The organism is Massilia sp. TSP1-1-2, assembly GCF_049896185.1.
Classification (GTDB): Bacteria; Pseudomonadota; Gammaproteobacteria; order Burkholderiales; family Burkholderiaceae_D; genus Telluria_A.
Genome location: NZ_JAFCTU010000027.1, coordinates 1 through 16016, shown reverse-complemented (window position 1 = coordinate 16016; position 16016 = coordinate 1). Strand labels below are relative to the sequence as shown.

Genomic DNA, 16016 nt, shown 5'->3' with positions numbered 1-16016 from the left:
TAAAAAGCCCCGGGAGTCAAATCCCGGGGCTTTTTTTCGTTCCAGTTGCGCGCGTCAGTGGTTCCAGCTTCGCTCCGGGTCGGCATCCCAGTAGCAGAAGTCCACGAAGTTGTCGAAGCCGTCGCCGTATTCTAGATAGCGTTGATACCGCGCGCGCCCTCTTGATGGCTTCCGGACCCGCCCCATTTCACCGTACACCACATCCGATGTCGGATGGGCGTTTTCGATGTGCCCGGGCTTGTGGTCATCGAAGTTGACACCGATGTAATTGCCCCGGTCGGCGGCAATGACGCCCGGCTTGCCACCCACGACCACGCGCCGGCCAATCTGGGCCGGCACCCCGTAATGCTGCTGCACGTAATGACAATCCATTTCTGTGCCTTTCTAGTGGATCACGTTCCACAGTGAGGGCTGCATGCCCTTGTACTTGTCGTCGAAGTCTTCCGCCCAGGGGAATTTCCCGCGCGTGTCGGGCAACACCACCTGCATGACGGGCGGTGGCGATTCAGCGTCCGGATAATAATTGAATAACTGGACCGTATAATCGGAGGCTTTTTCGTGCCTGACCGATTTCATCGCCATTGGCACCGACAGGATTTCACTGACCACGTCACCGTCGTTATACCGGGCGCCGGCCTTGATCAGGCGCGCCAGATCATGCAGTACCAAATGAGCTACCTGCAACGGCAGTCCGAACATGAGCAATTCCGGATGCCCGGTTGATTCGCTTAAGCCGATCGTATAGGCGAACGTATTGCGGCTCTCGCTGGCCATGACCGCCATGACGAAAAAGCCGTCGGCGGCAATATCGCGTTTCATTTTCTCAAATATGTGCTGCATGCGAGTCTCCCGCGACATTAATCGGGCCGGCAGCATGCCGCTTAATTGCAGCAGCAGCCGGCGCAGGGCATGGGCCTTATCCATGGGCGGTTTCCAATTCCTTGGCAATGACGGCGCAACGATAATCCTTGATGACTTTGCCGGTTTCGTCGAAATACTGGGTTTCCCACGTCGGGTGGCAGTTGTGCGAGTGCTTGCCCATCTTGAGCTGGTTGACGAACACCACGTCGAGATTGGCGGACGAGTTCATGCCCATGATCGTGCCCATGTCGCCGGACACTTCGATCTGCATGCCGATGCGGACCCAGTCCATGCCACGGCAGCGGATCATGTCGGCGATGAACTGGTCGGCTTTGGATACCTTCTTCATCAGATGGCCTCCGCGATCGCTGGCGCCGTCGCCGTCTCGGCGGCAAGGTGTTCCATCAATGGGACCCAGATCGACTCCCAGAAGCCCACACACTGCGAATCCGGGCGCGTTTCGGCCGACTGGTCGCCGATATCGCCGCCGTACAGATGTTTGATGAGGTCATCATTGTGATAGAAGTTCGCCCAATATTGATCGAGGCTGCGGGCGTCGCAGACGTGGCCGATTTCGTCGTAGCACCAGCGCGCGTCTTCGTGCTCCATCTGGCGCTCGCGGCGCTTAGCGATCACGGCCTTGCGGTGCTCCTGCTCCTGCTTTTCGCGGTCGAACACCATGTAGTCGTGGCCGCGAAACTTGCCCATCGCGTAATCCCGGCTCATGTTGCCGAGGAAGCGGATCGGGTTGCAGCCCGTCGCATTCCAGTGATAGCAGTACGATCCGAAAGAACTCTCGGCCAATACGGTGACGGAGCGCTCGCCCACTTCGAGCGCTACCACGCCGTAATCGCCGTCGGCGGTGCGGATGACGTAACGGGGAATATCTTTTTTGGTAATTGTCATGGTACTTTTTTCCTCTTTTAGACGCGGGCGCTGTCCAGCGTTCCGGCGTCCTTCATGGCGGCCGCCCAGTGCGGAGAGCGGCCACGGCCGGTCCATTCATTCGACGCGTTTTCCGGATCGCGGTATTTAATCGCCACCTTGCCCATGTCGGTGCGCGGGGTTTTGCCGAGCAGGTCCTTCAAATCCATGCCGACGCGTTTGGCGAGGGCGAGAATTTCGGTGCGTGCATGATTCACGGCTTCGGCATTGCGCGTTTCAATCAGCTTGGCAACGGCGCTTTTCAATTCTTTCAGTTCAGGTAAAGACAAGTGCGAAATATCAGGTGTATTCATGGGTTTCTCCGTGGGTTGACGTGCTAGTTACAACAAACTGTTGTAACGATACCCGGGAATCATCCACGCTGTCAAAAGAATTTAACCGAAAGATTACAATTAGATTTGAAGTTGCTTTAAATCGAAGGCGGTTCGACCTTTAAATCTGGCTTTAAATGCGGGATTGGACAGGATTTAATACAGGGGAATTACCCTGCGGAGGACCCGCAGGGCGATAGATGACGATCAGGCCGCTTGCAGCGAAATGATCTGGGCATGCACCTGGCGCGGAGGTGGCGTGTCCCGCTCGCGGCGCTGGTCGCGCGCACGGATCTCGCGTCGCATCGGCCCTTGCGTGGCAGGTAGAGCGCAGTGTGCCAGCGCCCGGCGAATAACTTGGAAAATAGGTCGACGTGTCACTGCACCGCCAGGAATCGGGCGCAGCACTCCCCTTCGGTGAACATGGTGGCGCTCGACCAGTCGCCGCGCGGGCCGAAAAGCATGGCCGACGGCTCGCCCAGCGGATCCGGGTCATTGAGCGCCTTGATCAGCACGCCGTACGACAGCACGCCCTGGACCTTCTTCCATGCGACGCGGTTGCCCTCGCGGCCGCGCAAGGCGCCGTAGCCGGTCGTGTGGTTCCACAGGTTCGCCCGCTTGAGCAGATATTCGGGCAGGTGGGCGCCTTCCGGGATGAACACGGCCAGCTCGCCATTGTTGAAGTAGCCGCGGGGGACCACGACCGAGCCGCCGGCGAAGTGCGCCACCTGCAGGTGATCGGCGCTCGGGTGCGCCAGCAGCTGGACCACCACCAGCGGGCAGTGCGGACCGGCGCCGGCAGCGGCAACTGGGTGGAAGGTCGGGGCGGGCGGGATCGGCGGCGCCGACGTGAGAAATGCGAACAGTTTGGCGACGAAAGAGTCGCGGGTTCGTGGGGGGGATATGATCAGCGTGGTCGACATGCAGGGCTCCGGCATCAGGGAGCGCAGATTGTCCGGCCGTTCGGTAAGAATCTTGGAAAAGAAGCCGTCGCATGCCACGACGACCAATTATGGCCCGCCACGCCGAAGCGCGGCGAGCCGGTTCATCAGCGGCGCGCCACCGTGTAGCTGCGCGGAGCGGGGAAACTGCTGGTGAGCGAATAGCTGACCTGGCGCACTGGCGACGCGGCCGTGCGGTAAGCGCTGCTGCCGGTGGTGCTGGCATAGGCGCTACGTGATGCGTAGCTTGGTGTGGCTTTGGCCAGCGACACCGGCGCTACGGCCGGCGCCGCCGCAGCAACAGTATGGGTGGGTGTCGGCGCCGCCTGCACGATCGTCTTGTTGATGACGGTCTTGTGTACCACGGTGGTGGGCGCCGGCGCAGTACTGCCCGACGGGCCGCTGGTGGACTTGGCCAGCATGTAGCCGATCGCGCCACCGGCCAGCATGTCGGTACCGCCCGACTGGGCCGGGGCCGCAGCGTTGACGATGACCGGCGCCACCGCTGGCGAAGTGCTGACAGCCGCGTAAGCCGGGGAGGCTTGGGCCGGCGGCGTCTGGTGGCTGCTGCAGGCGGCCAGGGTAGCGGCGAACAAAAGGAAGAGCGAGCTGCGGAGGATTGTTTTTTTCATGCTTTGCTTTCTACAATGGTTAATGGATGTGCTGCGCGCAAAGTATAGGAGCGGTCTTTTCAAATCTTGGAATTGAGTTCTATGTCGATGATGATGGCGAACACGGATACTGGATCGGGCCCGAAATACGCGTGCGTGATGACTTCCATCGTGTAGCCGCGATATGGGACTACCAGACGACGCTCGGTGTCGTCGCGCTTTGGGTAGCCCATGGTGACGACAACGCGATCGTACTTGCGCCCTTGCAGCCGCTTGAGCCAGTACGGCGTGCAGAGGCGGTACTCTGCTTTCTTAGTGCCATCGCACATCTGCTCGAAATACTCGCGCTTTACAGGCAGGATCAGATCAGCCGTGGTTCGCGCCTCCGGCGCATCAGGCAGCGCAAAAGCGGCAATGGCTTCTGGTGTCGCCGCGGCACAAAGAGTGATCCGCATCGGCCCATCGCGCCCGTCGCCGCTCAATGTGGCGTGACACTTGCGCTTATCCTTTGCGCTCAAGTTTCGCCACTTGGAGATGACACAATCGCCGTGCCAGACTGCTTGCGGCCCGTCTGCCTGCGATGGCCCGTACGAAAAGCCGCGATCGCGCAACCATTGCTCGGCGGCGTGCGCGGCTTCAAACGTTCCGGATTGGCTGAATACTACGGTTCCTGTTGGCACGCTGCCTCCCCTTTCGGCTCATTGCCGGCTCGAGTTCGAATGGCTTCAAACAGGTCGAGCGTGTGCTCGTCCTTTATGACGACTTCGGGCAACGGTTCGGCTTCGGGCACATGGGCAGTGCAGCACGGTTGCCCATCTTTGCCGAATACCCATTCGGTCGGGTAGTCAGGGTGGTCTTCGTCCACGCCGAAGGTGCGGGCGATGATGTCGCAAATCCGGTTGTCGTCGCACTCCTCAATCGGCAGGCCTTTCAGCATGCCGTAGTCACGCTCGCAAGTGCCGCACCACTGGCTAACGAAGTGATCGCCCTCGCTGCCGTTGCACGGGCGGTATGGCTTGCCCGCACTCTCGGCGCACATCGCAGCTTGGCTCTCCGGGTAGATGCGAATGGCGCTCATGATTGACCGCCTGCACCAGTCACAGAAGCTCTGTCCAAACGTTCGATCTCCGCGAGGATCAGCGCGCCAGCCTTCACCAGTTCGCGGCGGCGGTCGCCGAACTTTGGCTGCCAGTCTTGCGGGCACAATGCAATGCCGAAGGTTGGGCCGTAGCCGGTTTCGCTGGCTGGCCACTGGCGGGCCTCTGGCGGCATTGCGTAGACCGCAGCAAAGGCCGCGATCTCACCACTGGGGTGGTGATCGTCGTGTTCCGGCGTCCAGTCCTTCACATCGACCTGGCGCCGACGCTCGGCCAGAACGTCCCGGCCTGCTGCGCCGCTGGTCGGGACGCTCACTGGCGCGCCGGCCAAGTCCGCAATGGCCAGTCCGCCGGCAGTAAATCCGCGTTCCACGCAGGCCGCGCGCGCGGCAATCATCAGCGGCGACGCCTCGCTGCAAGGCGACGGGTAGTTCTCGAACTGGGCCGGGGTCAGTTCGGCCATCCTGTCAACGATGCACAGCAGCGAGCGCACGATGTCCATCGGATCGTGCTCGTAGGCCGGTGCGGCAGGCATAGCGTCGAGGCGCTGCAAGTTCGCTTGAAGATAGTTCGAGAGGTCCAATGACTCTTGGAGCGCATGCACGAGCAGATCGCGCTCCGGCAGCTTCGCTTCGCCGAGCGTCACGCCGTATTTGGCAATGCCGACCTGCGATCGGCTGTGCAGGAGCTCGCGGTTTGCTTCGACTACCGGGTCGAGGCGCGGCGTGGTCGTTTTGATGGGTGGATGCTCCGGGCAGGGCCAGCAAAGTGACCCGTCGCCAGTTGGGCAGGTACAGCAGGTTCCATATGGCCGTTCGTCGTTACTCATGTCGTTGATTCCTTCGTTGCGGCCCGCAGGCCTGGGTAAATGATTACGCTTCTTCCTCGAGCACTTCATCGCACGCGCAGCACTTGATTTTCAGGCCGGGCTTTCCCCATACCTGGATGTCGCAGGTGCAGCGGTATTTCGAGCGGTTGCTTTTGTTGGCGGTAAGGACGCCGCCGCTGTTGGTGCGCGTCGACGGCGCCATCTGGACGCCGCTTGCCGAGGCAACGACGGCGCCCGACGCGGGCAGGTCGGCCAGGATCCCGGCGCCAGCCGCGCCGCCGGTGTACGGCGCCATGGTCGTGAACCTGTCGTACCACGAGATCTGGAAGTCGGCGGTCAACAGGCGATCGCAGATCGCGAGGAAGCGGCCGCCCTTGATTGGGTATTCGGCCACCTTGTCGCCCGACTTTTTCCCGCCCGGCATGCCGGTGGACGATGGCATCAGGCCGATCTCTTCCATCTTGTCGCCCCACACCTTGTCGTGATAGCGCCCGCGCCCTGGTGTGCCGTGCTGGTGCTGCCACAGGTGCACCATTTCGTGCGCGATGGTGGACATGATCTCGACCAGCGGGACCACGGCGAAGCAGTCCGGATTAACGGCGAGCTCGTGCAGTTGCTCGCCCTTGCGGTTGCCGAAGCGGCCGGCCGAAAAGTAGCCCATCGTGGACGGCTTGCGTTGCAGCGTGAAGAGGCAGTCCGCAAGGCTGTCGTTGAACAGCTCGACGTTGAATGTGTCGTACACCAGTTGCAGCTCGGCGTAGACAATGGCGGTCTGTTTCATGGTTGCCATTTCTTGACGATGAACTGACCCAGGCGCAAGGTGCTGCGCTCGTGCGGGGTCATGCCGTTCCATAGGAACAGGTACAGCATCAGGCGACAATGGGTGCTGGTGTTGGCGATGCGCTGCTTGCGGTTCATGTCAGCGCCATCCCCACCGGAATCGTCATCAGGATCCCGATCGCGCCCAGCACGCCGATGAGCGAGCGCCGGCGCCACTTGGTCATGCCGCGCCGTGCCAGCACGTCCGACAGCATGAGCATGACATTGCCCAGCACCGTGCCAAAGGCCGTGCCGAGCACGTAGGCGATGAAGACCCCCATGGTGACTGGCTCATTCATGCGCGGCTCCCCTGTCTTTCCTCAGTGTCGGGTGGCATAGCCGGTCGCGCAGCGCCAGGTTCTCGGCTTCCAGTTCGCGGCACAGGGGCGCCAGTTCCTGGTGCACGGCTTCGTAGTACTTGGCCAGCGCCGCCTTGACGCTGCGCGGCGCCAGGTGGTCGGTAGGGTAGTCCGCGATCACCCGGGCGATCAGGGCGTCGGTGCGCGGGGTCGCGCTGCTGTCGACGCGCGGCATCACGCCTCCCCTTCCGCCAGCAGGCCGGCGTCGGCGTGGACGGTGGCCAGCACCGCCGCGCGCGGGGCGATGATGGCTGTGTCGAACATGGTCAGCAATCGCGGCGAGATCCCGGGCTTGTCGTCGACGACGCGCGCTTCCACGTCGATCGTGTCGTGCAGCGGCCGCGCGTGGCCGGCGCACGGCGCCGAAGTGGTCATCACGTCCACCGGCGTGCGGAACGCCATGCGCTCGGCCAGCTCGGCCGGCGTGAACGGGTGGTTGCTGGAAAAGTCCCGGCACGGCGGATGTTCGAACACCAGCTGCGGGACGTCGTCGACGAACCTGGCGTCGACGTCGATCGCACCAAAGCCGTAGACGGCGCGGTCGAATGCTTCGCGCTCGCGTTCACGGGCCGCCCGTTCCATTTGGGACCGCGCCAGTTCGGCTTGAAGGCGTGCCGCATGCTGCATCAGGGGGATAAAAGCGATGTATTCGAACATTTGTATTGTGCAATCCATTGTCGGGCTGAAATTGTAACGTTTTATTGTAATGCGCAATACAAATCGCTCTAGTTTGTTGTAACTCAGCACGGAACGCGTGATTACTCATCTAATCACGTGTTGACCCGCAAGCCAACAAAATCGGCGTAGAATTGGTTGCTGGTCAACTTTTTGACCCAACCATTTCCAGAAACGAGCACGCCAAATGAGTCAATTTAACTACCGCCGTAAAATTATTCAGATTTCAGCGTTGCGCGTTGACAAGCGCGATGAGCTCGGCCGACTGGATGAAACGGCGACCGAAATAATTGCTTTGTGCGACGACGGGACGGTATGGACAATGTTCGACACGATGAGCGGCAATGGTTGGGTTCACGTTGCGCCGATCCCGCAGGGCGCGCTTGCTCTGGAGGACTAACTTCATGGGCGGCAAGAAAGAATATCTCACAGTGCTTACCATCCTCGATTCCATCGGTACTGCTGCTTTAAAGGCGAACAAACTAAGCAAGCTCGGGATCGACAGTGAAGACCCACAGATCACGAAAGTCTGTGGCGCGATTTGTAATGTCCTTAATCGAAGCCTCAAGCTGCCTGGGCACCTTCCGACCGAAATTGCCAGGCAGAAGAAAGCGGCGACGAGAACTGGTGTTATGGACGATCTCATCAAGGTCGTCGACGCCGCAACCGCGATCTGCACGAAGGAAATCGCTTCCGTCCAGCCGCAATGGCAGCGCATCGCGCTCGCGGCCGGATGGACGCCGCCTGCTCCGTGACCATCCAACAAGAAAGAGGCGCCATGCAACCGATTCCTCCTCGCGAAAAAAGGACGTCCGTCACGGTCGAGGTCCCGGCCAGCCAGTTCGAGGCGTTCAACGAAACTGTGTCGGCCTTCTTCACCCAATCGCGCGGTGGCACGACCAGCGCGCAAAAGGCGGCCGAGGTCCGAGCCCAGGACCGCGACGCCGGCATCGACTCGCTCGATCATCTGCTGAAAATCACGGAGCGCGACTCCGGCCAGTGCGGCACGATCGCTCACTTTCTAGCCAGCTTGTACAACGGGCTAGCCTTCCCCTTCCCGCTCGGCGAACTGCGCGGCCTGGACGCGGATCTGTTCGAGCATTGCCTTGCCGTGCTGCGCCTGGACAACCGGCCAGTGAACGCCATCGAAAATTATTTCACAGACGGCGATGCGCGCTTTCAGCGCATGCTGACCGACTGGGGCATCGTCACACGCCCTGCCCCACAGCCGGAACCGGAGCGCGGGGAGCGCTACAACGTGGTCTACATCACGCACGGGACGGTGCCCGGCTATCGTCGCTACATCCTGCATTGCCTACTCGAACATTCGGACGGAAAAGCTATCCGGATCGAGCTTGATTTCGATCAGGACGGCTCGGCCAGCGTTGCGCGCGATATCCTCGAGATCCATCGTTCCGCCTGGTTCAACAACCCGAAGGACGGACCGATCGACAAGGAGCCGAATGAGTTGGCGCCACGCTGGATCGGCCCGCGCGCTGCCTGGGAGGACAGATAATGAACAGTGTTGAACGCGCATTTGGATACCAGCAGCTTACGGAAGAGCTCGCCAACTATTTGGAAACTTTAGCCAATCCCACGACGGCAGGCGTCGATGACACGCTGGCTCGCATCGATAATGCACACGGTGCGATTATGCTTTGGGTTCGGCTTACCGCAGTCATTGCACCCGAGGCTGACCGGGAGCGTATTCACGCGCTCCACCGCAACATTCGCTAGGCCCCCTCCCCTCCCCTCCCCATGAGCGCCGACAAACCCCAGCTGCCGGCACTCACGGCGCGTCAAACCCCCACGCTCTCCTCCGGCCTCCCTGCCCTATCCCCTGGGTCCCTCACGCGCGCAAGAACCGATGATGAACTGGTCGCGCTATGGTTGCGGCGCCCCAACCTGTCGCCGCGCACCGTGCGCAACTCGCGCAAGGAGGCCGAGCGCTTCTTGTTCTGGATCCGCACACGCGGCGTGACGCTGCAAACCGTCGCCTATGAGGATCTGGTGGCCTACGCCGCCTTCCTGGCCGATCCGCAGCCAGCCGAGCAGTGGACCCGGGCCGAGCGCTACGCGCGCACCGATGCGCGCTGGCGGCCGTTTTGCGGTCCGTTGTCGGAGGCGTCGCAGGTCCAGGCGCTGACCGTACTCAAGGGGCTGTTCAGCTGGGCGCGCGCGGCCGAGTACCTGGGCGCCAATCCGGCGACGTTACTGGGCAGCATGCGCGTCGTTTCGGACGAGCCCGTTTCCCGGTTCTTGCCGCCGGCGGCGATCTCGCTGCTGCTTGCGGCCGCCGATAGCCTGCAGGCGGATACACCGGCGGCAGCCCTGCGCCAGGCGCGCGCCCGTTTCATCGTGCAGGCGTTTTACCTGACGGCCGTACGCCTGTCCGAGCTGGCCGGCGCCGACATGCGCAGCCTGCGCCGCGATGACGCGGGCGCCTGGTGGTTGCACGTACTGGGCAAAGGTCGACGCCGCGGCAAAGTGCCGGCGCCGCCCGCGCTGCTGGCCGAGTACCGCCGCTACCGGCAGGCCTACGGGCTGGCGCCGATGCCGTTGCCCGGGGAAGTGATGCCGCTGGTGCTGACATCGCGCGGTCCGGTGCGACGTGCAAGCCATTCGGCGGTGGCGTCCGCCGTCATCGTTGTGATGAAGCGCGCGATCGCCATGGCCACCGAGCGCGGAGAGGTCGAGCTTGCCGAACGCATTGGGCAGGCGTCGACGCACTGGCTGCGCCATTCGTCGCTGACCCATCAGGTAGACAGTGGGGTCCCCCTCAAGACGGTGCAGAAGAATGGGCGCCATGCCGACATTTCGACCACCGGCCGCTACCTGCACAAGGAAGACGCCACGCGCCACGCCGAGACGGTCGCCGCGATCACAATCACGCCCTTGCCGGCAGCTTGACCCCCAGTCGCAATAGCGCCGGGTCATTCGATAATTTCCGACAGCTGCCCCTTCGCGATCGCGGCGAAGACCTGTTCCATGTCGCGCGGCGACACGTATGCATCGCGCCTGGTGGAGTCGGTCAGTTCGCCCGAGCCGTCGCCGTGAATGCGGACTACAAGGCCATTAGGACCCCGGAACTTGCGATTCCAGTAGTGCCGCGTGTTCATCGCCGGCGCGCCTGCTGCGGCGCCTTGGGCATTGCCTGTGGCGGTCATGGCCGGTGTTCCGCCCTTGCATCGTGCAGCATACGAGAAATCCTGTCCGGTGTTCAGCAGGAACTTGAAATAATCGTAGGCCCGTCCTTCCCTGGCGCCGACACTGATGAGGCGGTGGCCGGCAGCGACCCACACGTCTTGCAGGCGTTGCTTGCAGGCCTTGGCAATGCTCATGAGCTTGCAGATCCCGCCGATGCTGATCCCCAGTTGCGTGTGCAGCTCTTCGAGCCCGGCTGGGATGCATGCCGGTTTTGGCTTGTCTTCCTTCTTGGAAGCCCCTTTTGAGGAAGCTTCTTTTTCAATGCATTTGTTAACACCTATTACGCCGGGAGACAATTCTGGCTCAGGCTGGTCATTTTGAGGGGCTTCATTGACCGCCATGGCCACTGTCGGCCGCGGCGCAGGCGTGCTCGGAAGTCCCACCATCGCGCGCAATTGTTCGGTCACTACGAAATCCCGGATGCCGAACTTGCCGTCATTGTTGCGGCCGTCGGATCCCTTGAATGGCGCCAGCCACCCCGTCTTGATCAATTGAGTCAGTACCCGCCCCACGGTCTTGGAACTCAGGGCCAAGCGGTCGGCCGTGACATCGGCGCGAACGCTGATCGGGCGGGCAGGGTCCGCGATCGGGGCGCGGGCCAGCAGATCGATGAAGACGCGCAGCCCGGACTTCGTGAACTGGGGGCGCAGGACCGGATGGGTTTCAGCCCGGAGCAGGTAAGGGCGGATGGGGGCCGGATAGGCGGCATACGCGCTGAGAACGTCGTTGTAGGTTAAGTTCGGGGGTGGCTTGGCCACATCATCCATGATTAACGGGTGCACAATCTCTCCTGTGCTATCTCAAGGATAGCGAAAGTGTTTGACGGGCACACCAAGGAGGATTAGGATGAAGTTCTCGACGCTTCACCGTGCCTCCAAGGTGCAAATACTGGTTCCAAAAGCAAAAAACCCCGGCCGGCAAGCTGGGGTTTTTTCATTGGCGCTACGTCGTCATAGCTGCCACTCCTTTTTCGGGTACTTCACCGAGTAAATTATAGGATTCCTATAATTTGTAAGTCTTTGATTTATAACGGATTGCATTCTATATAGCTCCGTTTTTCACCAGTTCACCGGCCTGTTCGGCCTGTTCCTGCAACCAGGCGCGCAGCTTTTCCTCGAAAACACTCACGTCCATGCCCGGGATCTTGCACGACACCAGTACCGAGCGTGGATCGTTTTTCGCTCGCTTGGTTGTAAAGACAGGGGTGTCTTTGAACGTGATTGTCTTGCGTTCGTCCTGCTGCTCCTGCTGCTCTCCCTGCTTGATGGTCTGCTTGACCCATCCTTTGAGTGAATTCTGTTTCATGCCATCGCCCAGACGGCTTACGCCGCGCACGATGACGTCAAGGTGGCCCGGGTGATCCTTGATCAAATCCTTGATGACAAGGGCGCACTCGTAGCCGAACAGTCGAGGCTTGGCATCAAGCATTGCTACGATCGCACTGGGCAGCTTGAGCATCTGTAGCCTGCCCGATACATACGGCTGTTTGGTCGCGAAGAATGTGGCGCAGGTTTCCTGTGTCCGGCAAATGCCCTTGGTCAGCGCCCGATGGTACATCTTGGCCAGCTCGTAATCGCCCAGCTCGATGGAGCCGACAACCAGCAGCATCGCCTCGACCTCGGCTTCGTCGTCCGTGCGTTGCTCGACGACAGCCTCGATTTCGGTCCACCCCAATGTTCGGGCCGCCTTTGTTCTGCGGTGCCCGCTGATCAGCTCGTACCGATTGCCAACCTTACGGACCTTGATCGGGTCGGCCTGGTGAGCGGCCGCCATGGTCTTGGCCAGTTCGTCGATTTCCTCCGGATCGATCTCCAGCCGGGGTTGATACGGGCTGTCGTCGATCAGGTCAAGTGGAATCTTGCGCGCCGGCGCGTGGTCGTTCGCCGCCTGCAGCTGCTTGCGCAGGTCAGCGATGATGTTCTCGTACCGGGCTGCTTCCAGAGAGAAGGCGCCGGCTGTGGGCCGCTTTGTCCCTGGGACGTGTTCCGGTTCCGGTTGCTCGCTGGCCTGGACCTGCGGATCGAACGCGTGGGACTGCTCTACGCCGGCTGCGGGAGCGAGCTTACCTTGCGCGATAAGCCCGGAAACTTTCAAGGGTTTGCGCGCCCCGCTCATGCTGCCGCCTCAAATCCCACGGCCCGGTGGTCGGCAAGGCGAATATCATACCGCCTGATCAGCGACTTGGTCAGGTCGATGATGTCGCGGGCGCCGACGGAGCTCGGTTCCTTTTCAAGTACGGTGCCGTTATCGACGATCTTGTTTGGGTCCGCCTCGCGCAGGAATCCGACGAAATCGCGAATGATGACGTCGTTGATTTTCTCCGGATAGCGCGCCAGCAGCGTCGACAGCATTTCATTGTGCGGCTTCTTGGTCTGGTTGTATTTGTTGACGACAATGTGTATGTCCAGCTGCTGCTCACGCTTGCTGAATGCAGAGTTGATTTCCTGCACGTTTGAGGCCAGAACGTCCATAGCCGCGATAGAGTGCGGTTCCGGGGTGACAACGGCAAGCAGCAGTTTAGATGCCAGCATGAAGGTTGTGGCAAGGAGGGATGACCCTGGTGCGGAATCGACGATGATCACGTCGTACTGGCTGAAAAATTCGATTTCCTTTTCCAGTAAGCGGACAAACGCTTGCTCACGATTGAGGGCTCCCATGAGCCACGAGTCATCCGCCATTGTGATATCTGCGGGGATGATATCGAGCATGCCACCTTCATACACCGGCCACACCGCGTCCCGAATATTGGTTGGCTGATTGGCTGCGCAACGGCGCATGAGCTCGCCAATGTGCGTGATGTCCTCTTTCATCCAGTCGATGCCGAATAGCCCGGTCAGCGTGGCTTGCGCATCCCCATCGATCTCAAGGACCTTGTGGCCCGACAGGGCGAGGCATGTTCCAAGATTCCCTGCAACGGTCGTTTTCCCGACGCCGCCCTTTGCGGTTCGATCTACAATAATTGGAGGCAATTTTAGGGGGCGAACAGCATCAAGTGGGATACTTAGCAGCTTCATGCGAATGTCGCGAATTTGGCGGGCGCTGTAAAGTGCGTGTACGTTATCGTCTGCTTCCCGGAAGCGGGAGCGAAACATTTTTGGAGTTCCGTTAAACCCCGTTAGCTCAAGAGCAAATTTCGCCTTTACCCCTTGAAATGTGCGCATTGCCATATCATTGTCCATGGTTATTTTAATTGAACTGGACTATAACGTTAACATAGGGCACTTGAAAAGAGAAATTTAAGAAAAAGCGTCCATTGTGCTTTTTTCGTCCTACGGGGTAGCCTGGCCAATTTTCGGCAAAGTCCGGCGCGTCCACAGATCAAAGAAGCGGCCGCCGATGAAATGACGGCCCGGCTGGCCACATTCGGAGCACGTCGATAGCCTGTCAATGACGGCGCGCAGCAAGGGGGAGGGCGATCTTCTCACGCGTCCTGCTTGGCGTCGGCCGCCTTGGCCCGTACGCTGTCATCGATCGCGGCGCGCAGATCCGGATGCCAGCTGTCGTGGCCGAGCACGCGGAAAGCGACGGCTCCCACCGATGTGCCGCGCATGAAGCCGGCCGCTTCGGTCAGGGCATCCAGGCGTACCGTATCGGGGGAGGGCGGTCCCGGGCGAGGCTTATCCAGCTCGGCCATGATATCGAACTCGTCATGGGGCGGGATCCCGGCGAGCTCGGCCACCTTCGCGTAAATCAGTCCCTGGTAGTGCTCCACCGTCGTCTTCCCCACTTCCGCGAACATTCCCCGGATCCTGTCGATGCAGGCGTCCGCCAGCTCGGCGTCGATGCCGTCCTCCGACACGATCGCCTCGAGCATGATCGACGCGGCCTTGTCCATCGTGGCGTGCTGGTCGCGCACCCGCTGTTCCAACTCTTCGATGTGCGCGGCGATCTCGTCGGCGAACGGGGCGGCGCAGGTGCGCAGTCGGTTGATGATGTCGGTCATGGCTTGCAGTCCTTGATGTAGGTTTTGATGGTGACGAGCAGGTCGCTTCGATAGCCGCCCAGCGTCAGGGCCGTCATGGCATAGCCTTCACTGGCGACGATCTCGCGCAGCTCCAGCAGCGCCGTGTAGGCGCTTTTGTCGGATGGGAGGTGGGGCAGGGCGGGGCGCTCGGTCGCGCCGGCGCCTTCGTGGTCCGGAACTACCGGCACGCTAAACCTGAAAGCCGGTGCAGCAGCCGGGCGGCGCCGGGAGGGGGCGGATCAGATTGACGCCGACGATGACAATGCTGATGATGATCAGCACTTGAACATACAGCCGCTTCACCTGCGGCGCCATCGGCTGGATGCAGGGTAGCGACGGGAGGTCGCCTGGTTGCGGATTGGGCGGGAGCATCGTGCGCATCAGGTCCTCCGTGCGCTACGGTGCGCGCGGCCGGCGAACCAGCCGGCCGCGCCGGACAGGAGCACGACGGCGAGCAGGAATGCCAGGAGGGTCGCGGGCGCTGTGCCCCAGTAGTTGAAAACGGTCTGCATGGATCCTCGGTCAGGTGGCGCCCGGGTGGGCAGGCTCGCCGCATTTCGAGGGGGCAACAGGCAAGGCGGCTTTCATGTCCGCTGGACCGGTAAAGCGGCGTGCGATATGCACGTCCACCACCGCATGGAAACCGCCTTGCCTGTTGCCCCCTGAAAGCAACGTAGCCGGAGTATTTCCACGCAGATACTACAATTAGAAATTGAAGAAACGCAAGCCGGTAGTAATAATTTGTTGAAATGATGCATGTAAAAGGTAACATTCTCTCCAAATGTCACGAGTAATTACCACGAAATTGTTACGACGGGTGGAAAATCTTGCTGTATTGCAGAGTTTCAGGCAAAGTAAGCCCCCGTTTCTTTGAAACAATAACCTTGTCAAGAGAGTAAGAGTAAATGCGCAGCATTTCCAGCAGCAGGACACCGATGGATGGGATGGATGGCATGACGATTGAGCAGATTCGCACTACCCTGATAGGGGCATTCGACCGCTCGTCGCGATCGGACCAGGCGTACATTGCAAGAATGGCCCTGTCCCTTGCAGTTGACGAAGAAGAGACGCCCGCCAAGATTGTGATACCGGCGGCAAAATGCCCGCCCTCTTTGCGGCTAGTGAGTTCCGCCCGCCTTTTGGGGTAATTTGTCCGCAGGGAGCTTTTCCGCATTCGCGGCCGCCGCCCGGAACTGGCGCTTCCCGTTCTCGCTCAATTCACGGATCTCCGTCAGGATAGCGGCCTCATCCACGCGAATGTAGACCAGTAGCCATTCCACCGTTGGCGCCGGCGGTGGAACATACGGCGCGCCAAATTTCAAATGCTCCGGCGAGACGCCCAGGAACTCAGCGACCCTGCGCAGGATAACGTCCCGGGGGAACTGTTGCCCTTTGGA

Annotated in this window: 27 protein-coding genes; 5 read left to right on the top strand and 22 right to left on the bottom strand. The window is 60.9% G+C overall.

Annotation, left to right across the window (positions count from 1 at the left end; genetic code table 11):
• Positions 1-54 precede the first annotated feature (54 nt).
• From ACP7BV_RS20200 to ACP7BV_RS20130, 15 genes are all read right to left on the bottom strand, one after another.
• The gene (locus ACP7BV_RS20200; RefSeq protein ID WP_426106340.1) at positions 55-372 is read right to left on the bottom strand and encodes a hypothetical protein; all 318 of its coding nucleotides are present in this window, start codon (positions 370-372) and stop codon (positions 55-57) included.
• A 12-nt stretch (positions 373-384) separates the two neighbouring features.
• A complete protein-coding gene (locus tag ACP7BV_RS20195) occupies positions 385-924 on the bottom strand; it encodes a DUF4262 domain-containing protein (RefSeq protein ID WP_426106338.1) in 540 nt (179 codons plus the stop codon).
• On the bottom strand, positions 917-1210 hold the full coding sequence (locus tag ACP7BV_RS20190) for a hypothetical protein (RefSeq protein ID WP_426106337.1): 294 nt from the start codon (positions 1208-1210) through the stop codon (positions 917-919). The genes ACP7BV_RS20195 and ACP7BV_RS20190 overlap by 8 nt, the downstream gene beginning before the upstream one ends.
• Positions 1210-1767, bottom strand: coding sequence for a hypothetical protein (locus tag ACP7BV_RS20185; RefSeq protein WP_426106336.1), 558 nt, complete (start codon positions 1765-1767; stop codon positions 1210-1212). The genes ACP7BV_RS20190 and ACP7BV_RS20185 overlap by 1 nt, the downstream gene beginning before the upstream one ends.
• Before the next feature lie 17 nt (positions 1768-1784).
• The gene (locus tag ACP7BV_RS20180; RefSeq protein ID WP_426106334.1) at positions 1785-2099 is read right to left on the bottom strand and encodes an H-NS family nucleoid-associated regulatory protein; all 315 of its coding nucleotides are present in this window, start codon (positions 2097-2099) and stop codon (positions 1785-1787) included.
• Positions 2100-2494: 395 nt separating this feature from the next.
• Positions 2495-3040: a hypothetical protein gene (locus ACP7BV_RS20175; RefSeq protein ID WP_426106333.1), complete on the bottom strand. Its 546-nt coding sequence runs from the start codon at positions 3038-3040 to the stop codon at positions 2495-2497.
• A gap of 125 nt (positions 3041-3165) precedes the next feature.
• Positions 3166-3690, bottom strand: coding sequence for a hypothetical protein (locus ACP7BV_RS20170; RefSeq protein WP_426106331.1), 525 nt, complete (start codon positions 3688-3690; stop codon positions 3166-3168).
• 59 nt (positions 3691-3749) lie between these two features.
• On the bottom strand, positions 3750-4349 hold the full coding sequence (locus tag ACP7BV_RS20165; RefSeq protein WP_426106330.1) for a hypothetical protein: 600 nt from the start codon (positions 4347-4349) through the stop codon (positions 3750-3752).
• Positions 4331-4747: a hypothetical protein gene (locus ACP7BV_RS20160; RefSeq protein ID WP_426106329.1), complete on the bottom strand. Its 417-nt coding sequence runs from the start codon at positions 4745-4747 to the stop codon at positions 4331-4333. The genes ACP7BV_RS20165 and ACP7BV_RS20160 overlap by 19 nt, the downstream gene beginning before the upstream one ends.
• Positions 4744-5595, bottom strand: coding sequence for a hypothetical protein (locus ACP7BV_RS20155; RefSeq protein ID WP_426106328.1), 852 nt, complete (start codon positions 5593-5595; stop codon positions 4744-4746). Before ACP7BV_RS20155 ends, ACP7BV_RS20160 begins: the two co-directional genes overlap by 4 nt.
• A 43-nt stretch (positions 5596-5638) precedes the next feature.
• Positions 5639-6376, bottom strand: coding sequence for a SprT-like domain-containing protein (locus ACP7BV_RS20150; RefSeq protein ID WP_426106327.1), 738 nt, complete (start codon positions 6374-6376; stop codon positions 5639-5641).
• Complete coding sequence (locus ACP7BV_RS20145; protein WP_426106326.1) at positions 6373-6513, bottom strand: hypothetical protein; 141 nt, start codon at positions 6511-6513, stop codon at positions 6373-6375. Before ACP7BV_RS20145 ends, ACP7BV_RS20150 begins: the two co-directional genes overlap by 4 nt.
• Positions 6510-6713 (bottom strand): hypothetical protein, encoded by a 204-nt coding sequence (locus ACP7BV_RS20140; RefSeq protein ID WP_426106324.1) that lies wholly within the window; start codon positions 6711-6713, stop codon positions 6510-6512. Before ACP7BV_RS20140 ends, ACP7BV_RS20145 begins: the two co-directional genes overlap by 4 nt.
• On the bottom strand, positions 6706-6948 hold the full coding sequence (locus ACP7BV_RS20135; protein WP_426106322.1) for a hypothetical protein: 243 nt from the start codon (positions 6946-6948) through the stop codon (positions 6706-6708). The genes ACP7BV_RS20140 and ACP7BV_RS20135 overlap by 8 nt, the downstream gene beginning before the upstream one ends.
• Positions 6948-7430: a hypothetical protein gene (locus ACP7BV_RS20130; RefSeq protein WP_426106320.1), complete on the bottom strand. Its 483-nt coding sequence runs from the start codon at positions 7428-7430 to the stop codon at positions 6948-6950. The genes ACP7BV_RS20135 and ACP7BV_RS20130 overlap by 1 nt, the downstream gene beginning before the upstream one ends.
• Positions 7431-7635: 205 nt before the next feature.
• On the opposite strand from ACP7BV_RS20130, the gene ACP7BV_RS20125 reads away from it, so the two are divergent.
• The 5 genes from ACP7BV_RS20125 (at position 7636) to ACP7BV_RS20105 (ending at position 10358) form a co-directional block, all read left to right on the top strand.
• Positions 7636-7848, top strand: a complete 213-nt coding sequence (locus ACP7BV_RS20125) for a hypothetical protein (protein ID WP_426106319.1) — start codon at positions 7636-7638, stop codon at positions 7846-7848.
• 4 nt (positions 7849-7852) lie between these two features.
• Positions 7853-8203 (top strand): hypothetical protein, encoded by a 351-nt coding sequence (locus ACP7BV_RS20120; RefSeq protein WP_426106318.1) that lies wholly within the window; start codon positions 7853-7855, stop codon positions 8201-8203.
• Positions 8204-8226: 23 nt separating this feature from the next.
• Positions 8227-8964, top strand: a complete 738-nt coding sequence (locus ACP7BV_RS20115) for a DUF7673 family protein (protein WP_426106316.1) — start codon at positions 8227-8229, stop codon at positions 8962-8964.
• On the top strand, positions 8964-9185 hold the full coding sequence (locus ACP7BV_RS20110; protein WP_426106315.1) for a hypothetical protein: 222 nt from the start codon (positions 8964-8966) through the stop codon (positions 9183-9185). The genes ACP7BV_RS20115 and ACP7BV_RS20110 overlap by 1 nt, the downstream gene beginning before the upstream one ends.
• Positions 9186-9338: 153 nt before the next feature.
• Entirely contained in the window at positions 9339-10358 is a 1020-nt protein-coding gene (locus tag ACP7BV_RS20105) for a tyrosine-type recombinase/integrase (RefSeq protein WP_426106314.1), read from the top strand.
• 23 nt (positions 10359-10381) lie between these two features.
• Here ACP7BV_RS20105 and ACP7BV_RS20100 read toward each other — a convergent pair whose 3' ends face one another.
• The 7 genes from ACP7BV_RS20100 to ACP7BV_RS20070 form a co-directional block, all read right to left on the bottom strand.
• On the bottom strand, positions 10382-11437 hold the full coding sequence (locus tag ACP7BV_RS20100) for a hypothetical protein (protein ID WP_426106312.1): 1056 nt from the start codon (positions 11435-11437) through the stop codon (positions 10382-10384).
• A 259-nt stretch (positions 11438-11696) separates the two neighbouring features.
• Positions 11697-12770, bottom strand: a complete 1074-nt coding sequence (locus ACP7BV_RS20095; protein ID WP_426106311.1) for a ParB/RepB/Spo0J family partition protein — start codon at positions 12768-12770, stop codon at positions 11697-11699.
• On the bottom strand, positions 12767-13834 hold the full coding sequence (locus ACP7BV_RS20090) for a ParA family protein (RefSeq protein ID WP_426106310.1): 1068 nt from the start codon (positions 13832-13834) through the stop codon (positions 12767-12769). Before ACP7BV_RS20090 ends, ACP7BV_RS20095 begins: the two co-directional genes overlap by 4 nt.
• Positions 13835-14076: 242 nt before the next feature.
• Entirely contained in the window at positions 14077-14598 is a 522-nt protein-coding gene (locus tag ACP7BV_RS20085; RefSeq protein WP_426106309.1) for a hypothetical protein, read from the bottom strand.
• A complete protein-coding gene (locus tag ACP7BV_RS20080) occupies positions 14595-14807 on the bottom strand; it encodes a hypothetical protein (protein WP_426106308.1) in 213 nt (70 codons plus the stop codon). Before ACP7BV_RS20080 ends, ACP7BV_RS20085 begins: the two co-directional genes overlap by 4 nt.
• Position 14808: 1 nt before the next feature.
• Positions 14809-15000: a hypothetical protein gene (locus ACP7BV_RS20075; protein WP_426106307.1), complete on the bottom strand. Its 192-nt coding sequence runs from the start codon at positions 14998-15000 to the stop codon at positions 14809-14811.
• 737 nt (positions 15001-15737) lie between these two features.
• Positions 15738-16016 (bottom strand): hypothetical protein (locus tag ACP7BV_RS20070; RefSeq protein ID WP_426106305.1); only part of this gene is annotated, 279 nt, incomplete at its 5' end.

Bases quoted from the DNA above. Each gene is read 5' to 3' on its own strand.
- ACP7BV_RS20190 (WP_426106337.1), bottom strand. From the start codon at position 1,210: ATGAAGAAGGTATCCAAAGCCGACCAGTTCATCGCCGACATGATCCGC.
- ACP7BV_RS20110 (WP_426106315.1), top strand. From the start codon at position 8,964: ATGAACAGTGTTGAACGCGCATTTGGATACCAGCAGCTTACGGAAGAG.
- ACP7BV_RS20170 (WP_426106331.1), bottom strand. From the start codon at position 3,690: ATGAAAAAAACAATCCTCCGCAGCTCGCTCTTCCTTTTGTTCGCCGCT.
- ACP7BV_RS20185 (WP_426106336.1), bottom strand. From the start codon at position 1,767: ATGACAATTACCAAAAAAGATATTCCCCGTTACGTCATCCGCACCGCC.
- ACP7BV_RS20115 (WP_426106316.1), top strand. From the start codon at position 8,227: ATGCAACCGATTCCTCCTCGCGAAAAAAGGACGTCCGTCACGGTCGAG.
- ACP7BV_RS20095 (WP_426106311.1), bottom strand. From the start codon at position 12,770: ATGAGCGGGGCGCGCAAACCCTTGAAAGTTTCCGGGCTTATCGCGCAA.
- ACP7BV_RS20085 (WP_426106309.1), bottom strand. From the start codon at position 14,598: ATGACCGACATCATCAACCGACTGCGCACCTGCGCCGCCCCGTTCGCC.
- ACP7BV_RS20125 (WP_426106319.1), top strand. From the start codon at position 7,636: ATGAGTCAATTTAACTACCGCCGTAAAATTATTCAGATTTCAGCGTTG.
- ACP7BV_RS20200 (WP_426106340.1), bottom strand. From the start codon at position 372: ATGGATTGTCATTACGTGCAGCAGCATTACGGGGTGCCGGCCCAGATT.
- ACP7BV_RS20130 (WP_426106320.1), bottom strand. From the start codon at position 7,430: ATGTTCGAATACATCGCTTTTATCCCCCTGATGCAGCATGCGGCACGC.
- ACP7BV_RS20120 (WP_426106318.1), top strand. From the start codon at position 7,853: ATGGGCGGCAAGAAAGAATATCTCACAGTGCTTACCATCCTCGATTCC.
- ACP7BV_RS20075 (WP_426106307.1), bottom strand. From the start codon at position 15,000: ATGCGCACGATGCTCCCGCCCAATCCGCAACCAGGCGACCTCCCGTCG.
- ACP7BV_RS20155 (WP_426106328.1), bottom strand. From the start codon at position 5,595: ATGAGTAACGACGAACGGCCATATGGAACCTGCTGTACCTGCCCAACT.
- ACP7BV_RS20195 (WP_426106338.1), bottom strand. From the start codon at position 924: ATGGATAAGGCCCATGCCCTGCGCCGGCTGCTGCTGCAATTAAGCGGC.
- ACP7BV_RS20145 (WP_426106326.1), bottom strand. From the start codon at position 6,513: ATGAACCGCAAGCAGCGCATCGCCAACACCAGCACCCATTGTCGCCTG.
- ACP7BV_RS20140 (WP_426106324.1), bottom strand. From the start codon at position 6,713: ATGAATGAGCCAGTCACCATGGGGGTCTTCATCGCCTACGTGCTCGGC.
- ACP7BV_RS20160 (WP_426106329.1), bottom strand. From the start codon at position 4,747: ATGAGCGCCATTCGCATCTACCCGGAGAGCCAAGCTGCGATGTGCGCC.
- ACP7BV_RS20090 (WP_426106310.1), bottom strand. From the start codon at position 13,834: ATGGACAATGATATGGCAATGCGCACATTTCAAGGGGTAAAGGCGAAA.
- ACP7BV_RS20150 (WP_426106327.1), bottom strand. From the start codon at position 6,376: ATGAAACAGACCGCCATTGTCTACGCCGAGCTGCAACTGGTGTACGAC.
- ACP7BV_RS20180 (WP_426106334.1), bottom strand. From the start codon at position 2,099: ATGAATACACCTGATATTTCGCACTTGTCTTTACCTGAACTGAAAGAA.
- ACP7BV_RS20175 (WP_426106333.1), bottom strand. From the start codon at position 3,040: ATGTCGACCACGCTGATCATATCCCCCCCACGAACCCGCGACTCTTTC.
- ACP7BV_RS20135 (WP_426106322.1), bottom strand. From the start codon at position 6,948: ATGCCGCGCGTCGACAGCAGCGCGACCCCGCGCACCGACGCCCTGATC.